This window comes from Caproicibacter sp., from assembly GCF_046707225.1.
Classification (GTDB): Bacteria; Bacillota; Clostridia; order Oscillospirales; family Acutalibacteraceae; genus Caproicibacter.
In genome coordinates this window covers 13,925-32,843 of record NZ_JBJKOP010000052.1, presented here as the reverse complement: position 1 = coordinate 32,843, position 18,919 = coordinate 13,925, and the positions used below count along the sequence as shown (strand labels likewise).

Sequence of the window (18,919 nt, the reverse complement as noted above, 5' to 3'; positions counted from 1 at the left end):
AAAATCCCCCCGTAAAGGCTATCTTTGCCAACGGGTGGGATTTTTAATCATGCTTCATTTTTCTGCGTAAAATCGAGCCGGCCGGAATTTCGCGGTCCGTTTCCAGCAAAACGGTCATCGCGGCGTGGTTTGCGGTTCGAATCGGCTCGCCCGACTCGTCGAAAATGTCGTCCAGCCGGAGCAGGTACGGTTCCCCGCCGCCCGGCTCCAGCACATCCGCGACATCGCCGCGGAAAAAGCGATTCCGCTGGGACAGAACGGTGCGGGACCCGGCCCGCCCCGTGCAGACCGCGATAACCTCATAGCTGCGCACATAGCCCCCGTTTTCCAGGACCTGACCGGGTTCGCCGCCAAAATAAAACCCGGTGCTGTAAGCGCGGTGGCTCACTTTTTCCAGCTCCTGCGGAACCCACGCGGGCAGTTCCGCTCCCGGGTTCTGAAGAAAATAATCGATCGCATGGCGATAGGCGTTCGTGACGACCGCCGCGTAATAAGCGGATTTTGCCCGTCCTTCAATTTTGAGCGAGCTGATTCCCGCTGCGGCCAGCTCCGGAATATGTTCGATCAGATTCATGTCCCTGGAATTGAGAATATAAGTACCGTTTTCATCTTCCGAAATGGGGAAATACTGCCCCGGCCGCTTTTCCTCCGTGAGCGCGTATTTCCACCGGCAGGGCTGCGCGCAGTCGCCTCGGTTTGCGTCCCGTCCGGTCAGATAACTGGATAGCAGGCACCGCCCGGAAAAGGAAACACACATGGAGCCGTGTACAAAAGCCTCCAGTTCCAGGTCCTGCGGGACGTTTGCGCGGATTTCAGCAATTTCATCCAGACTCAGCTCGCGTGCCAAAACGACCCGGCGCGCGCCAAGCTCATAAAAGGCGCGGGCCGCCTCGCTGTTAACGACTCCGGCCTGCGTGGAAATATGGACCGGGACGCCCGGAGCATATCGCTGCGCCAGCCGAAGCACGCCGAGATCCGCCACGATCAGCGCATCCGCTCCCGCGCCGGCGGCCTGCCTGAAAAAGTCCGGCAGCCTTTTCAGTTCCTCATTGTGCGCAATGGTGTTGCAGGTCAGGTAGACCCTGACGCCGGCCTCATGAGCAAACTGAACTGCCGAAGCAAGCTCATCCCCGCCGAAATTCGGAGAGGCGGTCCGCATCCCGAATTCCCTGCCGGCAAGATAAACCGCGTCCGCGCCGAACAATACCGCCGCTTCCAGCCGTTCCCGGTCTCCTGCGGGGGCGAGGAGCTCCGGCCCGGGCCTTTCCCGAGCCGTCATCTCAAACCGGCTTTCTTCAGGTTCGCCTGATGCCCGCCGGCTGTTTTAGCATAGTAGGCTTTTCCTTTTGCGTCGTGGCAGAAATAATAATAGCTCGTGGAAGCCGGATTCAGCGCCGCGTCGATCGCGTCCATCCCGGGATTGCAGATCGGCCCCGGCGGAAGTCCTTCGACGGTATAGGTATCGTAACGGCTTTTGTAGGTGTCGCGGATATTTTCAGGAACCAGCGACAGTTTGCGGTAAGGGTAATAGGTTGTCGGGTCGGAATCCAGGTGCATCAGTTCGGGCTTTTTGCTGCTCAGGCGGTTATGAAACACACTGGATACCTGATACATATCGTCTTTGTCGGCGGCTTCCGCCTGTATCATGGAGGCAAGCGTCAGCATCTGGTCCAGCGTCATGCCGCTGTCTTCGGCTTTCTGCCTGATTTGTTTTGTCAGCTTTCGGTTGCAGTTGCTGACAAGCTTTGCGACCGCCTGTTCCGGGTCCTCGTTTTTGTAAAACTCATACGTATCCGGGAACAGATAGCCCTCCAGCTGATAATAGCGGTCGGAGGCGTTTGTGATCTGCTGCAGCATATCGTAACTTTTATTCTGGCTCCCGCTGTTGAACACCGTTTCCGCGTCCTTTGCGGAGCACACCCCGTTGCTTTGCAGCAGCTCGGCCACCTCCGGAGCATTCATGCCCTCCCGGAATGTCAGCTTTACGGTATCCACCCGATTCGCGTTGGACTGGATGGAATTGATCAGAGCTTCATAATCCATATTTGTGCTTACCTGAAAGCTGCCGCCGCCGAACTGCTTCGGGGCTTTGGTCAGTTTGGCATAAATCAGAAAGAAATTTTTGTCCCGGATTACTCCGTCCTGATAAAGGATCTGCGCCACCTGCTTGCCGGTTGCCTTCTGGGGAATATCGACCGTTACGTTAAGGCTGTCTCTTCCAACCGCCAGCATATCGTTCACGCCGACCACCAGATAGCGCGCAAGCAAAAGAGAAACAAACAGCACCATCATAAACCAGACGAACCGGAAAAAGCGCTTGTTTTTTCTTCCCTTTTCCCGATTGCGCAGCCGGTGGAGCTCCATTGTCCTTTGGTCAGCCACAGCGTTTTTCCCTCCGTTTTCCCTACCCTCGCTGAAACTGCTGATTACGGAATCGGAATCAGGCACGGCGTCGGAGCCGCGGCTGTAAATTTCCTGCCCGGGCAGTTCCTCCGGATCCTCATGAATCTGCAAATTGAAATTGTCCAATTTTTCTCTGTGCGCGCGTTCAGCCCGCCGTTCGTCATCGTTCATACCCGTCCTCCGTTCCCCAATCAGGCTTTTTTGGCCGATATTCTACGGATATATTTTTCAGTGATCAAAATATCCACCGGCTTATCGTAGTACCCGTGCGGAAGATTCCATTTCAGGCACCCGGTATAGCACAGACCAACGGTTAATCCCCTGAAATCGGAAAGAAACCGGTCGTAATAACCTTTGCCGTAACCCAGCCGATATCCCTGGGAATCAAAGCTGAGTCCGGGAACAATGCAGATACTGTTTTCACTGCTTTCAGTCGGCGCGTTTCTCTCCGGGTCGGGTTCCAGAACCCCATAGGTACCGGTGATCAATTCTTCCAAAGAATTTATTTTATAAAATTGCATTCCGCACGTTTCCGGCAGGCAAAGCGGAACCGCCACCTCGCGTCCGAGTGCAAGCACAGACCGGATCAATTCGGTTGTATCCACCTCAATCGGTTTGCTGACATAGGTGAAAACCGTTCGCGTGCTTTCATATTCCCTGAGAGAGAGGAACCGGTCAAGAATCGCGGCGTCGTACTTCGCCTTTTTCTCCGGATTCATCCGTTCCCTGTACTGCCGGAACTGTGCGCGAAGATTTTTCTTGATTTCTTTAATGTTTTTCACACACACTGAACCTTTTCTTTGATTTCTTCCGACTTTTCCGCGCCGAACAATACTTCCACAAGCTTCAGGCCGAAGGGCAGCGCAACACCGGCGCCGCGCGCCGTAATGACGTTGCCGCTGACGCAGACCGGATCAAACTTCACTTCGGCGCCCGTCAGGTCTTTTTCATACCCGGGAAAACAGACCGCCGCATGCCCGGAAAGCAAATCCATATGTCCCAAAATCGAAGGGGCGGCGCAGATCGCGGCGATCTTTTTTCCATTCTGCGCGCAATATCCGATACTCGCCCGCACAATCGGCGAATCCTCAAGATTTTTCGTTCCGGGCACTCCTCCCGGAAGAATCACCATTTCTATGTTTTGCAGGTCGATTTGTCCTTCTTCCAAGTCTGCGGTCACTTCAATACCATGAGAGCCCGTCACACGGCGCCCCCCGATCCCTACCGTCCTGACTTCCGCGCCGGCTCTGCGCAGCAGATCCAGCGGGGTAATCGCTTCAACTTCTTCAAATCCCTGTGCCAGGAATAAATAAACCATAAAATCTCCTCCTTATCAAAGCTGCTCAGTCCAGCGCAAGCCCCAGGTACGGGGCCGGAACTCCGGGCTTTTCCGCCGGGGTACCGCCGATTGGACGAAGCATTCCGCACCGTTCTTCCGTTCCCTCCCCGGGGAACAGCCCTTCTCCCGCGGGCAGTCGAAACTCATAGGTTTCAGCCGGATACCGTTTTAAGATTGCCGCCGCAAGGCCCGGCAGGCCCCGCGGGGCCGTCATTGCCTCGCGGACGGAGCATAATTTCTCATTGACTCTTCTGCAAATTGCATAGGACCGATCTCCGCCGGGCCCGGAGCAAACCAAACCGTCCCCATAGGCCGAACCAAATCCGACCGTAAAATGGAACCGCTCGTTGCTCCACAGCACGGATCCCCCATGCCGGGAAAGGACCGAACCCCGAAGCCTGTTCAGTTCCGAGGACGGAGCAAGAATTCTGCCGGAGGGGAGGACCGGCGCCAGCTGTTCCAGGCGGCTGCGCGAAACAATGACGGAACGGATTTTATAATAGTCAAAATATCCATTTCGTTCATAATATGAATAAAGCGGCTGGTCGGCCGGAAGAACCACAGAGTACCTGTCCTCCCGCTTGGCGCCGTAAATGGCGGCATAAGCCAGAAGCGACGCCATATATCCTCGGGAACGAAAGCGCGGCTGTGTTCCGGCCGCAAAAATATAATGTGCCTGCGCGGTCCCGTTTTCCCGTACGATCTCTGCGGGAAGCAGATAAACCGCGGCGGCAATTTTTCCGGACACCCGGTACACCAGGCAGTCCTTCGGATGGAAGTAATTATTCAGAAAATAGTCCGGAAAGCGTTTGGGCTCATGAAAACAGGCCTGCCAAAGTTCGGCAAGCTCTCCCCGCATCTCCCATCCGGCCAGTCCGATCACTTTTCAGCATCTCCGTTTTTGACCGCAAGGGTTACCCGGTACCGTTCCAGCAGAAGAGCCGGGTGATAAGACAGCTTCGCTTTGCGCAGTCCTTCAATGCCCATGTCTTCTTCCCGGTTAATGAATTCGTAACCTTCCAGGTGTTTTGCGGCATATTCATGGTTGATGACGGCATACAGCCCGTCGTAACCGTCCAGCGCCTTCTCAAAATGAAGAAGATAAGCTTTCGGATTGATTTCTTCTCCGACGGTAAAAGCGACGGGTTTTCCTTCCACGCGGATCATTCCGCCTGCAAGGTGAAGCTCGTCAAAGTGATTCAGCGCGCGGTCTATCGCACAGGGCTCGCTGGCAAACCCGTCCTTGTCCTTGCAACCGCCGTGATCTTTGCACCATTGCTTTGCGACCAAACGGCAATCCTCCAGATTCTCGCGGGTGAGGTCCTCATAGCTCCAGTCGTATTTTCGTTCAAACTGCGAAATATGATTGCGTTTTCCGTGAAATTTCCGTCCGGACAGAGCAATCAGATCCTCCGACCTATAAACATAATCGGAGCTGTTCCGGTCCGTCTCAAAGCGGAACCTGCCGGGAAAAAGCTGTTCCAGTTCCTCGGTCTGCTCCTTCGTCGCCCCCCAAAGCTGAAAAGGAATCCTCTTTTCGGCCGCGTCGGCTATCATCAGTTCCATCATTTCCGGCAGCCGGCTTTTTTCGCACAGCGGCATATTATAAGTGTGCAGTGGGCCGCTGAAACAAAACAGCGTGCTGTCACCCAAACGGCACACCTTGGAATAATAAGTGTTTTTCCAGATAAACAGCGTGCCGAAGGCCCATTCGCTGCCCAGCTTCCCACTTGCGGACAGTTTCGGCGCAAGCCAGTCTCTGTCCGACAACTCAGGAAAGTTAAATTCCAACATGAAGTTCCTCCAAGATTAATTTTAATATTTCTTCGTGTATTTCTTCCCGTTTTCTAAGCTCTTTTCCCTCTTCGCAGAAAACTGTTTTCCAGGAAAAGCGCCGGGCCGCGTAGGCTGCGCTTTCCCCGCAGGCGGAAAGAAACTCAAGATTGCGTTCATGGATATCTTTCCTGCCCTTGCCGCCCTCATACCGGTGATCCAAAAGCTTTTGGGAAATCTCCGTAGGGAGTTCCAGGTAAACGGTCAGGTCAGGCCTGGGCAAAGCCAGTTTTTCATATTCAAAATCCTGTATCCAGTAAAGAAAACCGTCCCATTCTTCCTTTGGAAGCTTCGCAAGCTGATAAATCATATTGGAAGTCGTGTAGCGGTCCGCTACAATCAGGCTCCCGTCCAGGTAATCCTTCTTCCAGCAGCGGGCAAAACTGGCAAAACGGTCGACCGCAAAAAAAGTAGAAGCGGCATAAGCGTTTACATCCCCCGGCTGATCCCCGAACTCCCCGTTTAAATACATTCTGACGGGAGCGGAGGACTGTGCGGAATAATCAGGAAATGACACCCGGCGGTACCTGACCCCCCGGCGTTCCAGTTCTCTGCAAAGCAAATCCGTCTGGGTTGCCTTTCCACTTCCGTCCAGCCCGTCGATCGTAATCAGGCGGCCGCTCATTGAGAATCCGCCAGGTGGGAGAAGAACTCCCGCATTTCCTGCGCTCTGCCGCACGTCATTTTCCCCTCGGTGCAGGCACCGCGCACGCACGAAGGGCCGGCCGTGCGAAAAAGCGCCGGCGCCGCTTTTTGCGCAAGACGGAGCATCTGCACGGCCACGTCTCTGATTTCCCACTGCGCGCGGTTGCAGCAGCGCAGCGCAAAGAAATTTTTCAGGGAGCGCGCGTCAAACGTGCAGATCATCTTTGTTTCGCAGGCGTTCGGCAGAACGAAGCGGGCGTCTTCATTCGCCAGCTTGTGTGCTGCGGACTCCGCCTGTTTTTCCGTTTTTCCCGCCGCCAGAAGACGCTGTTTCTGCTTTTGCATCAACAGTTCCGATATTTTTTCGTACCGTCTGCGGTCGTCCTCCATCGCTTCCAAAAATTCCCGCCTCGCTTCTGGAATCGCGTCGATTTCCGGAGGAATAACAAATTCAAAATTCCCCTCGCTGACATAGCGCTGACTTCTCACGCTGTAGGAGGCGATTCTGTGACGGGTGATCTGTGCAAGAAAAGAGCGGGAAACCCCTTCGATCCCGAATGTGAAAGACGCGTGCTCCGTGGGGCTGTCATGACCCATTCCTGCGAGCATGTCCACCATGCGGGCGGATTGTTCGGGCGACATGTTCTTCGATATTTCCTCGATGGAATCGGGAGAATAGCAAAGCCTGGCAGCCTGCGCCACCACTTGATCCGGATTAGGGGTATATGTGATTAATGTAACTTTTGCCATTTTAATCAACTCTTAATCATTGAGATTCAATTCGGCTTATTATAACAAAATATCATCCCCGATGCAACTTTTTTGAATGGATCAGGGGATGAAACTGACAGATTTTAGCTGTGCTTAAACCGTATTGATCCGCCCCGATCGACGCACAATAATCAAAAATCAAACGGGAGGTTTGTTTATGGGAAAGAAAAATCCGGATGCGACCGATATGCCGATCGGCCTGATGATGTCTTTGGCCCAGCATACGAACGCGATGAAAACGTTCGGCAGGCTGGACGATGAGCAGCAGAAATCCGTCATCCGTTATGTGGAAGATTCCACCACCGGCGAGGAAGCCAAAAGCCGAATTCAGAACGCAGTTCAAAATCTGGATCAGGGCGATACGGGTTTTATCGGCTGACAGACTGCCGTAAAAACAATTATCCGCAAAAGAATTCCTGTAACACAATGAATTTGCCACCATAAAATGTTATAGAGATACAAGGTTCCAATATGTGTTAGGAGGATGATTTTATGGATAAAAATAGTACGGAAGCTGCTGTAGCAACACAGAACACGCAGAATAATACGAACAGACAAGGCACGGGAAATATAAAAGAAGCCGTTTGCATCGACGCGGCCCGGGTGTATGATTCCTGCAGTTCACAGCAATGAGCGGGCTATACACCAGATATTCACGGAGCAGCGCCCGGAACAAAAATCCGGGCGCTGCTTCCATTTGCTTTAGAGCATAAATTTTTTGGCGGCCTGAAGATCCGTTGAACCGCGGATGCAAAGCCGATTGGGCAGCTCAATGTAAACCGGAGCGGCCTTTTTCTTTGCTTGAATCCTTTTTAGCATAATCTTCGCCGCCTGTACGCCGACGGCATAGGAGTCCTGGGTAATGGTCGTAATTCCGGGCGGGATCAGAGAAGCCCATCCCCAGTCGTCGAATCCGCAGATCCCAAATCGCTCCGTAATCAAAAAACCATGCTGCTGCATCGCGTGGAGCACATTCAGCATGGTGACTCCGTTTACGCAGAAAACAGCGAGCCTCTCCTCTGGAAACTGCTCTGTAAAGCGGGTGAGCTGAGAAGCGCAGTCCCCCGTATCATTTTCTTCAAATCGGTAAAAAGTCCGGCTGCCGTCCAACTGAAAAATTTCTTTCATCGCATTCAGGTACGCCTCATAGCGAATGACGCGGGGGCTGATTCTTCGATTGCCCTGTGTAAAAAACGCCACTTTTTGAAAGCCCTCTTCATACAGGTGACGGATACAGGAATAGGTGACATGATAATTCTCCGTCGTAACGGTATCCAGAACATTCTTTTCAGCGATGCAGCGGTCCGCCAGAACGATTGGAATCCCGCGGCCGCTCAACTCGGTCAGCACATCGTCGTTCTGGCCCGTCGTGTTGATAATCAGACCGTCCACCCGGTTGTTCAGCAGCTCCTGAACCGACTTCAGTTCTTTGTCCGGCTGATTGTCAATATTGGAAAACAAAACCTGATATCCGCTTGCATTGCAGATATCGTTGATTCCCTTTAGTAATATGGAGGAAAACGGGCTGCTGATATCCGCGATGACACAGCCGATCGCCCTGCTGTTCTGGGATTTCAGGCTGCGCGCAATATTGCTTGGGTGGTAATTCATTTCTTCAATGACACTCTGAATTCGATGTCTTGTTTCTTTCGACATATAATCAAACTTACCGTTTAAATATCGGGAAATTGTTGTTTTAGAGACTCCGGCGGCAGTTGCCACCTGACCAATCGTCACATTACTCTCTTTGAAAACGCCCATGTCTTTCTCCCATTACCGGTTCATATCCCTGCTAGCCAGATATAACCATATGTATTTTTGTTCCACGAAACCGATAAACATAATTATATCGCATTTTTTCAAAAGGTCAATGCCATAAAAAGATACCAACAAAAAGATAGGATTAATCCGGTATCATTCCTATTTTTTAATCCTTGATCAATGTAATTTGCACAGGATCTCCCGCGAGCGTGCCAACCAGATCAGCCAGGATCTCCTGAAGCCGGTCCTGCTTATTTTTATCTTCTAAAACCGCTCCCGACCGCGGCGATTCTCCGTTCTGAAATCCCGAATCCATGACAAAATCCACAGAAACTCCCTCCCATGGATTGCTGTCAAGCTCGGATACGGCTTCCCGTGAAAATGTGACCTGACCCATCTCCCCCACCCTCTCTTCGGTTCCGCAAAAAGGCCTTCATCCGGCAAGCTGCCGGAAACCTGACACGAATTTCGCACGGCGGATTCATAAAACACGAGCTCCGCCGATAACTTTATACTGGAATGGGAGGGAATTTATGACAGTCGCGATTTACGTCCGGAAATCCAGGCCGGACCATCCAAAGGATACGGAGGAAGAAACCCTGCAGCGCCAAAAGGAGATTCTGCTGGATTATGCGGCACAGAAGGACTGGGCGGTGGGCGGAATTTATGAAGAGGTCGTGTCCGGAGAAAGCCTTGCGGCAAGGCCACAGATTTTAAAGCTTCTGGAGGATGTGAAACGCGGAATGTACGACGCGGTTCTGTGCAAGGATCTCGACCGACTGAGCCGCGGCAATTTTGAAGACGTCGGCTATGTTCATTCCACATTGAAACGTCATCACACGCTGATTGTTACAATGAGGAAAACCATTGATCTGAATGATGAGACGGACGAGGAAATCTCGGATTTTGAATCGATCATAGCAAAATACGAACTGAGGAATATCGTGCATCGTCTTCAAGACGGGGTTATGAAATCTCTGCATGACGGAAATTACCTGGCGAACGCGCCCTACGGCTACCGAAAAAAAATGGACGGACGCCGTCCAACGCTTTCCATCCGGCAGGAGGAAGCGGAGTTTGTAAAAATGATCTTCCGTCTTTATGTTCAGGAGGGCATGGGCTGCCAGAGCATTGCAGACACGGTCAGCACGCTTGGCGCAAAGCCCCGGCGTTCGGAACGGTTCAGCCGGACGAGTATCCGCAAAATTCTGCGAAATCCTGTTTACACCGGAAAAACCGCTTGGAATCAGACACGGATTACGGAAAAGGGCAGTCGGCAAAATCCGAAAGGACGGGTCGTCAGCAACCCAAGATCGCGTTGGAAGGTGGTAAACGGAAAGCACCCGGCGATTATTGATTCCGCTACTTTTGACCGCGCGCAGCAAATCCTTTCCGGGCGCGGGCACCCCCCTTACGGCGCAGGCACCATGGAAAACCCGCTTGCCGGTCTGGTCAAATGCAGAATTTGCGGCAAAACCATGCAAAGGCGACCCGGCAGGGAAAAGGAATCCGCCCAGCTGATCTGCCCGACCAGAAATTGTGTGCGTTCCTCCGCCCTTGCGCTGGTCGAGGCCGCGGTGCTGTCACAGCTGAGGGCGCTTTACCCGCGTTTCCGCTTGAAAGCCGAGCCGGTTCCAAACCAGACAGGACTGTCCCAGCTGCTCCGGGACCGGAATTCTGTTGAAAAACGTCTGGCTGTCACCCGGCGGCAGCTGGACCGGCTGAGCGACCTTGTGGAACAGGGAATATACCCGCCTTCAAAATACCGGGAACGCGCGGAAATTTTGAACCGGCGCCTGAATGAGCTGGAACGCGCGAAGCTGGAAATCTGCGAAAAAGTCAGTGTGAGCGAACAGAAAAAGAAAGACCTGAACCCCCCGGCCACCCTTTACGAGCTTTACCGCGATTTGCCCCCTGAAGGACAAAACCGCCTATTAAAGGCGCTGATTGATCGGATTGAATATTACAAAGCAAAAGACTGGAAGCCGAATCAGTTTGAGATTCTGATTCACTGGAAGGGCATTTTGTAAAGCTGACCGTCCTGAGAGAATACTGCAGATATCCTGAACATTCCCGTTCAAAGGAATATCTGGAAGACATGAGGGTCTTTTTCACCCCTGACAAACACGAATTGATTGAACACGCCTGCAGCGTGAGAATCAGGAGCGCCGAAGTCATTAAGGTATTTCTACATCTGGAACCCGTACCGTTCAACCAGGGATTCTATGCCGTAGACATGAATTTCTTCTTTGATGTCTGCCTGGATGTATTCCTGCCGCAATCTGCCTGCCCGAACGTGCTGCACGGCGTGTGCCTTGCAAACAAACGAGTGATTCTGTTCGGCAGCGACGGAAATGTTAAAACATTTGTTTCCGGCTGCAGTGCCGACCCGGACGTAGAATTAACCACAGGAAAAGTTCTGCCGAAAGCCGTCTGCCGGGTATCCGAACCGATCGGTCTTTCCGCGAAAATCTGCGACCGTCCGCCGCAGGGCTGCGACATTTGCAGCGGCATTCCCGACAGCATCAGCGAACTGTACGGAGCGGAATTTGATTATGGATGCAGTCACGCCATTTATGCTACGATCGGTCTTTTCACCATCGTTCAGCTGGTCCGTGACGTCCCGCTGCTGATTCCTTCCTACGAATTCTGCATCCCGGAACAGGAATGCCAGCCTACATCAGACAGTCCGCGTGAAATGTTCCGCCGCATTGAATTCCCAGCCGAAGACTTTTTCCCGCCAAAGGTCAGCGATATTCCCGGAGATAACGGCGGGAGCTGCGAAAAAAGGTAACCCAAAACCCCGTCTGATTCTTTTCAGACGGGGCTTGTTTTTCAATCGTGCAATGATATTATATTTTTTGCAGACGGGCAAAATTCGCCATCAGCTTTTTGGTGCCCGCCTTGTCGAACGCAATCTCCAGCAGAGTATCGTTCCCCATGGAGGAAGCCGACAGGACCACTCCGGTTCCAAAGGTTTTATGCACAACGCCGTCCCCGGTTCGAAAGACAAGCTTCGTTTCCGCGGCCGGAGTGAAAGCGGGCCCAAAATTGCGGGCAGCCTCGGTGGTAACCGCCCTTGCTTCCCTTGCCGAAGTCGGAAGGACAACCCCCGGCTTCGGTTTCTTCCAGTCGCGCGCGCGGCTTTTCTCCAGCAGTTCCTCCGGAACTTCCCGCAAAAACCGCGAAGGCAGATTGTGCAAACTGCTGCCGAACAGCATTCTGTATTCGGAGTTCAGTATGTATAGCTCTTCTTTTGCACGCGTGATCGCAACATAAGCCAGTCTGCGCTCCTCCTCGACCTCTCCCGGATTATAGAGCACCTGCATCCCCGGAAAAATCCCCTCTTCAAAGCCGGGAAGAAAAACAACCGGAAATTCCAATCCCTTCGCTGAGTGCATGGTCATCAGGACGCAGGCGTCGGACGAGCCGTCGTAATTATCGATGTCCGTAAGAAGCGAAACCTCTTCCAAAAATCCGGAAAGACTCGCTTCTTCTCCGTTATCCTCCTCATACTTTATCAGGTTGGTCGACAATTCACGCACATTGTCCGCACGGTCCTGTGCATCCTCCTCACCGGAAGCCAGCAAAGCGTCCAGATACCCTGTCTTTTGCAGGAGCTGCTGATACAGCTCCCCGAGTTCCGTTTTCCCGTCCGAAGCCGTCTCAGACAGCTCCTGTATCATTTTGGAAAAGACGAGAAGTTTGGGAGCCGATCGTTTCAGCGGATCGAATTCATCCGCATGGCTGATGACGGAAAACAGGCTTTCGCCCAGTTGGGCGGCGATTTCCGATGCCTGCGCAATCGTCTTGTCCCCGATGGACCTTTTCGGACGGTTAATAATCCGCTGAAGCCGCACTTCATCGTCCGGATTATTGATCACATTCAGGTACGCCGTCATATCCCTGATTTCACGGCGGTCATAAAAGCGCTGGCCGCCAATGATCCGATATTTGATTCCGGACTTTGCAAAAACCTTTTCCAAAGCGTTTGACTGCGTGTTCATGCGGTAAAGAACGGCAAAGTCGGAAAATCCGCGGCCGGAAGCCACTCCTTCCAAAATTCTGTCCGCGATGAAAGACGCTTCGTCCTGTTCGCTGGAAGCCGTTCTGGCCTGGATTTTTCTTCCTTCCTGATTTTCAGTCCACAGGGTTTTCCCCTTCCGGTTTTCATTGTTCGAAATCACCGCGTTTGCCGCCGCCAGAATCGTCTTGGTGGAACGGTAATTCTGTTCCAGCCGGATCACTTTGGCGTTCGGAAACGTCTTTTCAAAGCTCAGGATATTTTCAATCGTCGCTCCGCGGAATTTGTAAATACTCTGATCATCGTCGCCCACCACACAGAGATTGCCGCTTTTCTGAGCCAGCATCTTGATAAATACATACTGTGCGTGGCTGGTATCCTGATATTCGTCCACCAGAAAATAACGGAACCGGTTCTGATAATATTCAAGAACGTCCGGGTTTTGTTGGAACATCCGGATCGTGTGCACAATCAGATCGTCAAAATCCATGGCGTCCGAATTTTTCAGCGCCGCCTGATAAAGGCGGTACGCGGCACCAATCTTTTCAACCCGTTCGTCGCCCCCCGCGTCCCTGATATACTCATCCGGTCCGATGAGACTGTCCTTTGCGCTGGAGATTTCCGCAAGAATCGCTTTATAAGAAAGCTTCTTGTCGTCAATTCCCAGTTTCTTCTGGCAATCCTTAATGACTCTGCGGGAATCGTCGGTATCGTAGATGGTAAAATGCCTCGTAAAACCGAGGCGCTCTCCGTCCTTGCGCAGCATGCGGGCACAGGAGGAATGGAAGGTTGACGCCCAGACCTCGTCGCCGGCTTCGCCCAACATGGCGCCAAGCCTATTTTTCAGCTCTTCCGCAGCCTTATTGGTAAAGGTGATGGCTAAGATCCTCCAAGGGGGGCAGGGGTCGTCCGCAAGCCGTTCGCGCGTTTGCGGAGAAAGCTGTTGACCGCTCTCCAAAAAGCGTGTGACCTCTTCCGTCTCGTCCGGGGTCAGAGAAAGTTCTTGTAAGGATTGATAGGCATTTCCGTAGCGAACCAGATTTGCGATACGGTTGACCAGAACCGTTGTTTTTCCGCTTCCGGCGCCGGCCAGAATTAAAAGCGGTCCGTTAACGGTAAAAACCGCCTCCCGCTGTTTTGCATTCATTCGGGAAAACTCTTTCTCAAGAACCTTTTTCCTCAGTTCCATATTTTCAGACATGTACTCCACCGCCAGAAATCAAAATCGGGTCTGCAGCCCGTATTCTTTATTGTATCGTATTCCGCGGAAAAGTGCAAACAAGCCCCCCCTCGGAACAGTCACAATACAAAAATCACCCGCACGCCATCCGGACGTGCGGGCGAAATAAAATTGCTGAAAATTACTTCAAGATGCTGAGCAGAACGCCCGCCGCAACCGCGGAACCAATCACGCCCGCGACATTCGGTCCCATTGCGTGCATCAGCAGGAAATTGCCGGGGTCTTCCGACTGGCCGACCTTTTGGGACACACGCGCCGCCATGGGAACCGCGGACACACCGGCCGAACCGATGAGCGGATTGACCTTATAGCCGCTCATATGGCACATCAGCTTGCCGAACAGGACGCCGCCGGCGGTTCCGATGCAGAAAGCCAGCAGTCCCAGAATCACGATCTTAATCGTCCCCCAGGAAAGGAACAGGGACCCGGTAGCGGTTGCGCCGACCGTTGTGCCGAGAAAAATCGTAATGATATTCATCAGTTCGTTCTGAGCGGTTTTGTTGATGCGGTCCACAACCCCGCTTTCACGGAACAGATTGCCGAGCATCAGCATTCCGACCAGCGGAGCGGCATCCGGAAGAAGGAGAGAAATCAGGATGGTTACGATGATCGGGAACAGAATCTTTTCCAGCTTGGAGACCGGGCGAAGCTGCTCCATGCGCACCAAGCGTTCTTTTTTAGTCGTCAGGGCCTTCATGATCGGAGGCTGGATAATCGGCACCAGCGCCATGTAGGAATAAGCCGCCACCGCGATGGGCCCCAGAAGCTTCGGGGCCAGCTGGGAAGTGACAAAAATAGCGGTAGGCCCGTCGGCACCGCCGATAATGGCGATGGAGCCCGCCTGCCTTGTCTCGAACCCAAGAAAAATCGCGCCGATAAAAGTCGTAAATATGCCGAGCTGAGCCGCGGCGCCCAAAAGAAAGCTTTTCGGGTTGGAAATCAGCGGGCCGAAATCCGTCATGGCGCCGATTCCAAGGAAAATCAGCGGCGGATAAATTCCCAGTTTGACGCCGAGGTACAGGTAATAAAACAGCCCCCCGTTTTCCGTATCGGTCGGCGCAGCCATAATCGCGGGATACAGGTTGACAAGCAGCATGCCGAACGCGATGGGAAGAAGGAGCAGCGGTTCAAACTGCTTCTTCACCGCCAGATAAATCAAAACTCCCGCAATTAAGATCATGACATAATTGCGCGGATCGTTGCCGACCAGGCCCGAGGTTTCAAATATTTTCATAACCGATTTGAGAAATCCACTGAATATCGTCACTTTACCAATCCTTCCCCTACTCCAAAAGCCTCAATGAATTAAAACGGCCGTGTATTTTCAAGAAGGCCGGCCATTCCCCACGATGACCTTGCTCTGCTCTGCACCGCCGCGCGGCGCACGGAGGTAACAACACCGCCCGGAATCACACTGTATGCCGCGGCGGCAAGCACAGCCAGAACCTCTTCCGGTATTCCCTCCTCAACAGCGGGAACATCTTCCGTCACCGGTTCACTCGGCGCGGGAGCAGCGGCCGGAACCAACTCCGGTTTGGGAACCGGCATGCTTTCCCGCGGCCGCTGATTCAGCCTGGATTGCAGTGAATTCACCGCTTTCCCATAGCCCTTAATCACCAGAGTTAAAAAAATCAGCATTAAAAATACGACTACAAGCCCTGTAATCAAGACCGTCAGTGATATTTGCACTTCCTGTTGAAAGTTCATTGTCGCGTCCCCATTCCCGCATGAAAATTCCGGTCAAAGCCAGTTAAAAATGATCGAATATGCTTTTTATTATAACTGATCCCAAAATTGATTTCAATTATTTTCATCAATTTTTGTTTTTTATTGCATCTAAACCTGCTCGGAATTATAATAAAATTGAAGAAAAGGAGGTGCGGCGTCTCATGGGAGAAGAGGAATTCAGACGTTCTTTCCGGGATCCGTTTCACAACAGTCTGGGCCTTGCGGTTTACAGCTGCGGCGTGCAGCGCTGCGCCTCGCGGCATTCCTGGGGTCCGGCTGTCAGGGATCATTATCTGATTCATTACATTGTGTCCGGACGCGGGGAATTCCGCTCTTGCGGAAAACAGCACAGTTTATCCGTGGGGGACGGCTTTCTTGTGGTTCCGTCCCAGCTGGTATCCTACTCCGCCGACGACAGGGACCCCTGGACCTACTGCTGGGTGGGGTTTAACGGAAGCGACGCGAAACGCCTGATGGACCAGACGGGCCTTTTGGACCGGGAACCGGTTTTTCATTACGGTGGGGACGACAGGCTGGAACGCCTGCTGACCGATATCTGCAATTCCTCCGGATCAAGTCCCAGCGAAGAAGCCCGCATGGAATCCGGTCTGCTGCTCTTTCTGGCTGCGCTGATGGACCGGTTTGGAAAACCCGCTCAGCCGCAGGACAACGGATACGAGTATGTAAAAAAGGCCATTAAATTCATTGATTACAACTATTCGGGCGATATTACCGTAAGCAGCATCGCCGCCAGCGCCGGCATCAGCCGCAGTCACCTTTACCGCCTGTTTATGCAGCATATTTCCATGCCGCCAAACGAATACTTAATGCGTTACCGGATTGGTAAAGCCGCCGGGCTGCTGAAGGCCGGCGGCCTGACGGTCGGAGAAGCGGCCTATTCCACGGGTTTTTCCGACCAGCTCTATTTTTCGAGGGTGTTTCGGCGGTACATGGGCGTTCCGCCCAGCCGTTACACCGCCGGCGGACACAGAAATACAGGGGAGGAAAAAGCGCATGAGTGAGGCAACAGAACGGATTCAGAAATGGATCGGTCAAATTGAAGAGTCGAGGGCCGTGGAATGGGAACGGCTCCCGGAAATCTATTTATATATGGATCAGGTGCTGACTTACATGAATAAGCAGCTTTGCCTGTATGAACGGGATGAAGGAACGAATCTGCTCACCTCCAGCATGATCAACAACTATGTGAAGGACGGAGTACTTCCCCGCCCGGAGCAAAAAAAATATTCCCGCGATCATCTTGCAATTCTGACGGTGATCTGCATGCTGAAGCAGGTTCTTTCCATTCAGGATATTTCCTCTCTTGTGAAAACGCTGCTGTTAAACGCTTCGCAAAATGAAATGTACGACCGCTTCTGCGAAGACCAGACCACCGCGATGAAGGAAGTCTGTGAACGCATCCGATCCACCTCGCAGCAAAGCGAGGCAGACCTGACCAGGCTGGCGATTGAACTTTCGATTGAAGCAAACGCCCGGCGCACGGCTGCGGAAAGAATCTTAAGCGAGCTTGCAAAAAACAGCGAACCGAGAGCCGAGAAAGAAAAGAAATGAACGAAACGCCCCGCGGGTCAAATCCCCGCGGGGCTGTTTTCTAGAACCATAATTACAATTTCACATAATATGATAATGTAACTTCGAAGGAGGGGGTTCCATATGTGTGGGATTGCAGGTTTTTGTAACTACAACGAAGATTTTACCGAAGAGGCCCCTTTTCTGGGTCAGCTGGCAAGGCGTATGGGCAATACGCTGAGGCACCGCGGACCCGATGAAAATGGGGTATTTATTTCAACCCACGCCGCTTTCGCGCATCAGAGGCTTGCGGTCATTGATCTGGAAGGCGGGAAGCAGCCAATGACCGCTTACGCGGGCGGATACCGGTACACGATTGTCTACAACGGGGAACTGTATAACGGCGACGAGCTGCGCCGTGAACTGGAGTCAATCGGCTATGTGTTCGAAACCACGAGCGACACTGAGATCCTTTTGAAATGTTATATTCACTACGGCTCAGAATGCCCCAAAAAGCTGAATGGGATATTTGCCTTTGCCATTGACGACGAAAGGCGGAATCGCTGTTTTCTCTGCCGCGACCGGTTCGGCGTAAAGCCCCTGTTTTATACCCTTGCGGGGGACCGGCTGGTGTTTGGTTCCGAAATCAAGGCTCTGCTGCAGTACCCGGGAATCAACCCGATTCTTGACCGCAAGGGCCTCTGCGAAGTTCTTGGAATCGGTCCCGCCCGAACAGCCGGCGTCGGCGTATTCAAGGATATTTATGAAATTAAGCCGGGGTTCTTCGCCATATCGGACCGGGACGGATTTTCAGTCAAACCTTATTTCCAGCTTGAAAGCCACGAACATCCGGACAGCTACGAGGATACGGTCAAACATGTGCGCTACCTTCTGGAAGACGCGATCACCCGGCAGCTTGTTTCCGACGTTCCGTTATGCACGTTCCTGTCCGGCGGACTGGACTCCAGCATAGTCACGTCGGTCGCGGCGCGCAAGTACCGGGATTTAGGCCAAATTCTCTCCACTTATTCCTTTGAGTTCACAGGCAACGACCGATATTTCAAGCCAACCGCCTTCCAGCCGGACTCCGACGATCCCTGGGCTGCAAAAATGGCGGAATACTGCGGGACGAACCACACCGTCCTCAAATGCGACAATCTGAGCCAGGCCGACAAGCTCTATGACGCGGTGGACGCGAAAGACATGCCGGGCATGGCGGACGTTGACTCCTCCCTCCTTCACTTCTGCCGGATGATAAAAAAAGATCATGTCGTCGCGGTCAGCGGAGAATGTGCCGATGAGATTTTCGGCGGTTACCCTTGGTTCCATAAAAAAGAAGCGTTCGATGGCCATTGTTTCCCCTGGTCACCGGACCTTTCCGTACGGACGGATCTGTTTAAACCCGAAATCAACGACGCGCTGGATTTGGAGGATTACGTCAACCAGCGTTACGAGGAATCCATCGCTGAAGTTCCAAAACTGGAAAACGAGAGCGCGCAGGAGGCGCGGCGCAGGGAAATTTCATACCTGAACATCAAATGGTTTATGACCACCCTGCTGGACCCTGGAGCTCCGATACCTTATACCAATGATCTATGTGCATAGCTGTTTCGCATGGGTTTTCTAAAATCGCATCACGGCATTG

The 18,919-nt window shown here is 52.7% G+C and carries 20 protein-coding genes; 7 read left to right on the top strand and 13 right to left on the bottom strand.

The features are described from left to right. Positions 1-43: 43 nt before the first annotated feature. Genes ACLQ3M_RS14735 through thyX form a run of 8 tightly spaced genes read right to left on the bottom strand, consistent with a single transcriptional unit; the run spans position 44 to position 6,970 of the window. Positions 44-1,279, bottom strand: a complete 1,236-nt coding sequence (locus ACLQ3M_RS14735; RefSeq protein ID WP_411678451.1) for a peptidase U32 family protein — start codon at positions 1,277-1,279, stop codon at positions 44-46. After that, entirely contained in the window at positions 1,276-2,574 is a 1,299-nt protein-coding gene (gene mltG, locus ACLQ3M_RS14730) for an endolytic transglycosylase MltG (RefSeq protein ID WP_411678450.1), read from the bottom strand. The genes ACLQ3M_RS14735 and mltG overlap by 4 nt, the downstream gene beginning before the upstream one ends. A gap of 20 nt (positions 2,575-2,594) precedes the next feature. Next, positions 2,595-3,185: a 5-formyltetrahydrofolate cyclo-ligase gene (locus ACLQ3M_RS14725; protein WP_411678449.1), complete on the bottom strand. Its 591-nt coding sequence runs from the start codon at positions 3,183-3,185 to the stop codon at positions 2,595-2,597. Continuing rightward, entirely contained in the window at positions 3,182-3,721 is a 540-nt protein-coding gene (locus tag ACLQ3M_RS14720) for a DJ-1 family glyoxalase III (protein ID WP_411678448.1), read from the bottom strand. The genes ACLQ3M_RS14725 and ACLQ3M_RS14720 overlap by 4 nt, the downstream gene beginning before the upstream one ends. Positions 3,722-3,746: 25 nt before the next feature. After that, positions 3,747-4,625 carry a GNAT family N-acetyltransferase gene (locus ACLQ3M_RS14715; protein ID WP_411678447.1) on the bottom strand — a complete coding sequence of 293 codons (879 nt, stop codon included), beginning with the start codon at positions 4,623-4,625 and terminating at the stop codon, positions 3,747-3,749. Then, entirely contained in the window at positions 4,622-5,536 is a 915-nt protein-coding gene (locus tag ACLQ3M_RS14710) for a DUF2156 domain-containing protein (RefSeq protein ID WP_411678446.1), read from the bottom strand. The genes ACLQ3M_RS14715 and ACLQ3M_RS14710 overlap by 4 nt, the downstream gene beginning before the upstream one ends. Continuing rightward, positions 5,523-6,200: a dTMP kinase gene (locus ACLQ3M_RS14705; RefSeq protein WP_411678445.1), complete on the bottom strand. Its 678-nt coding sequence runs from the start codon at positions 6,198-6,200 to the stop codon at positions 5,523-5,525. The genes ACLQ3M_RS14710 and ACLQ3M_RS14705 overlap by 14 nt, the downstream gene beginning before the upstream one ends. Continuing rightward, entirely contained in the window at positions 6,197-6,970 is a 774-nt protein-coding gene (gene thyX / locus ACLQ3M_RS14700) for an FAD-dependent thymidylate synthase (RefSeq protein WP_411678444.1), read from the bottom strand. The genes ACLQ3M_RS14705 and thyX overlap by 4 nt, the downstream gene beginning before the upstream one ends. 178 nt (positions 6,971-7,148) lie before the next feature. On the opposite strand from thyX, the gene ACLQ3M_RS14695 reads away from it, so the two are divergent. Together ACLQ3M_RS14695 and ACLQ3M_RS14690 are read left to right on the top strand one after the other, a co-directional pair. After that, the gene (locus ACLQ3M_RS14695; RefSeq protein ID WP_411678443.1) at positions 7,149-7,370 is read left to right on the top strand and encodes a YdeI/OmpD-associated family protein; all 222 of its coding nucleotides are present in this window, start codon (positions 7,149-7,151) and stop codon (positions 7,368-7,370) included. 113 nt (positions 7,371-7,483) lie between these two features. Next, a complete protein-coding gene (locus tag ACLQ3M_RS14690) occupies positions 7,484-7,624 on the top strand; it encodes a hypothetical protein (protein WP_411678442.1) in 141 nt (46 codons plus the stop codon). Between the two features lie 69 nt (positions 7,625-7,693). Here the strand turns inward: ACLQ3M_RS14690 and ACLQ3M_RS14685 are convergent, their stop codons facing one another. Together ACLQ3M_RS14685 and ACLQ3M_RS14680 are read right to left on the bottom strand one after the other, a co-directional pair. After that, positions 7,694-8,752: a LacI family DNA-binding transcriptional regulator gene (locus tag ACLQ3M_RS14685; protein ID WP_411678441.1), complete on the bottom strand. Its 1,059-nt coding sequence runs from the start codon at positions 8,750-8,752 to the stop codon at positions 7,694-7,696. Positions 8,753-8,918: 166 nt separating this feature from the next. Then, positions 8,919-9,149: a hypothetical protein gene (locus ACLQ3M_RS14680; protein ID WP_411678440.1), complete on the bottom strand. Its 231-nt coding sequence runs from the start codon at positions 9,147-9,149 to the stop codon at positions 8,919-8,921. A 136-nt stretch (positions 9,150-9,285) separates the two neighbouring features. On the opposite strand from ACLQ3M_RS14680, the gene ACLQ3M_RS14675 reads away from it, so the two are divergent. Both ACLQ3M_RS14675 and ACLQ3M_RS14670 read left to right on the top strand, forming a co-directional pair. Continuing rightward, complete coding sequence (locus ACLQ3M_RS14675) at positions 9,286-10,782, top strand: recombinase family protein (RefSeq protein WP_411678439.1); 1,497 nt, start codon at positions 9,286-9,288, stop codon at positions 10,780-10,782. 68 nt (positions 10,783-10,850) lie between these two features. Then, positions 10,851-11,546, top strand: coding sequence for a hypothetical protein (locus tag ACLQ3M_RS14670; protein ID WP_228725092.1), 696 nt, complete (start codon positions 10,851-10,853; stop codon positions 11,544-11,546). Between the two features lie 58 nt (positions 11,547-11,604). Here ACLQ3M_RS14670 and ACLQ3M_RS14665 read toward each other — a convergent pair whose 3' ends face one another. The 3 genes from ACLQ3M_RS14665 to ACLQ3M_RS14655 form a co-directional block, all read right to left on the bottom strand. After that, on the bottom strand, positions 11,605-13,923 hold the full coding sequence (locus tag ACLQ3M_RS14665; RefSeq protein ID WP_411678438.1) for an ATP-dependent helicase: 2,319 nt from the start codon (positions 13,921-13,923) through the stop codon (positions 11,605-11,607). A gap of 214 nt (positions 13,924-14,137) precedes the next feature. After that, positions 14,138-15,283 carry a sodium ion-translocating decarboxylase subunit beta gene (locus ACLQ3M_RS14660; protein WP_411678437.1) on the bottom strand — a complete coding sequence of 382 codons (1,146 nt, stop codon included), beginning with the start codon at positions 15,281-15,283 and terminating at the stop codon, positions 14,138-14,140. A gap of 38 nt (positions 15,284-15,321) precedes the next feature. Continuing rightward, on the bottom strand, positions 15,322-15,723 hold the full coding sequence (locus tag ACLQ3M_RS14655) for an OadG family protein (protein WP_411678436.1): 402 nt from the start codon (positions 15,721-15,723) through the stop codon (positions 15,322-15,324). 182 nt (positions 15,724-15,905) lie between these two features. Between ACLQ3M_RS14655 and ACLQ3M_RS14650 the strand changes: the two genes are divergently transcribed. From ACLQ3M_RS14650 to asnB, 3 genes are all read left to right on the top strand, one after another. Next, a complete protein-coding gene (locus ACLQ3M_RS14650) occupies positions 15,906-16,766 on the top strand; it encodes an AraC family transcriptional regulator (RefSeq protein ID WP_411678435.1) in 861 nt (286 codons plus the stop codon). After that, positions 16,759-17,316: a DUF1836 domain-containing protein gene (locus ACLQ3M_RS14645; RefSeq protein WP_411678434.1), complete on the top strand. Its 558-nt coding sequence runs from the start codon at positions 16,759-16,761 to the stop codon at positions 17,314-17,316. Before ACLQ3M_RS14650 ends, ACLQ3M_RS14645 begins: the two co-directional genes overlap by 8 nt. Before the next feature lie 102 nt (positions 17,317-17,418). Next, positions 17,419-18,879, top strand: a complete 1,461-nt coding sequence (asnB, locus tag ACLQ3M_RS14640) for an asparagine synthase (glutamine-hydrolyzing) (protein ID WP_411678433.1) — start codon at positions 17,419-17,421, stop codon at positions 18,877-18,879. The last annotated feature ends 40 nt before the right edge of the window (positions 18,880-18,919 follow it).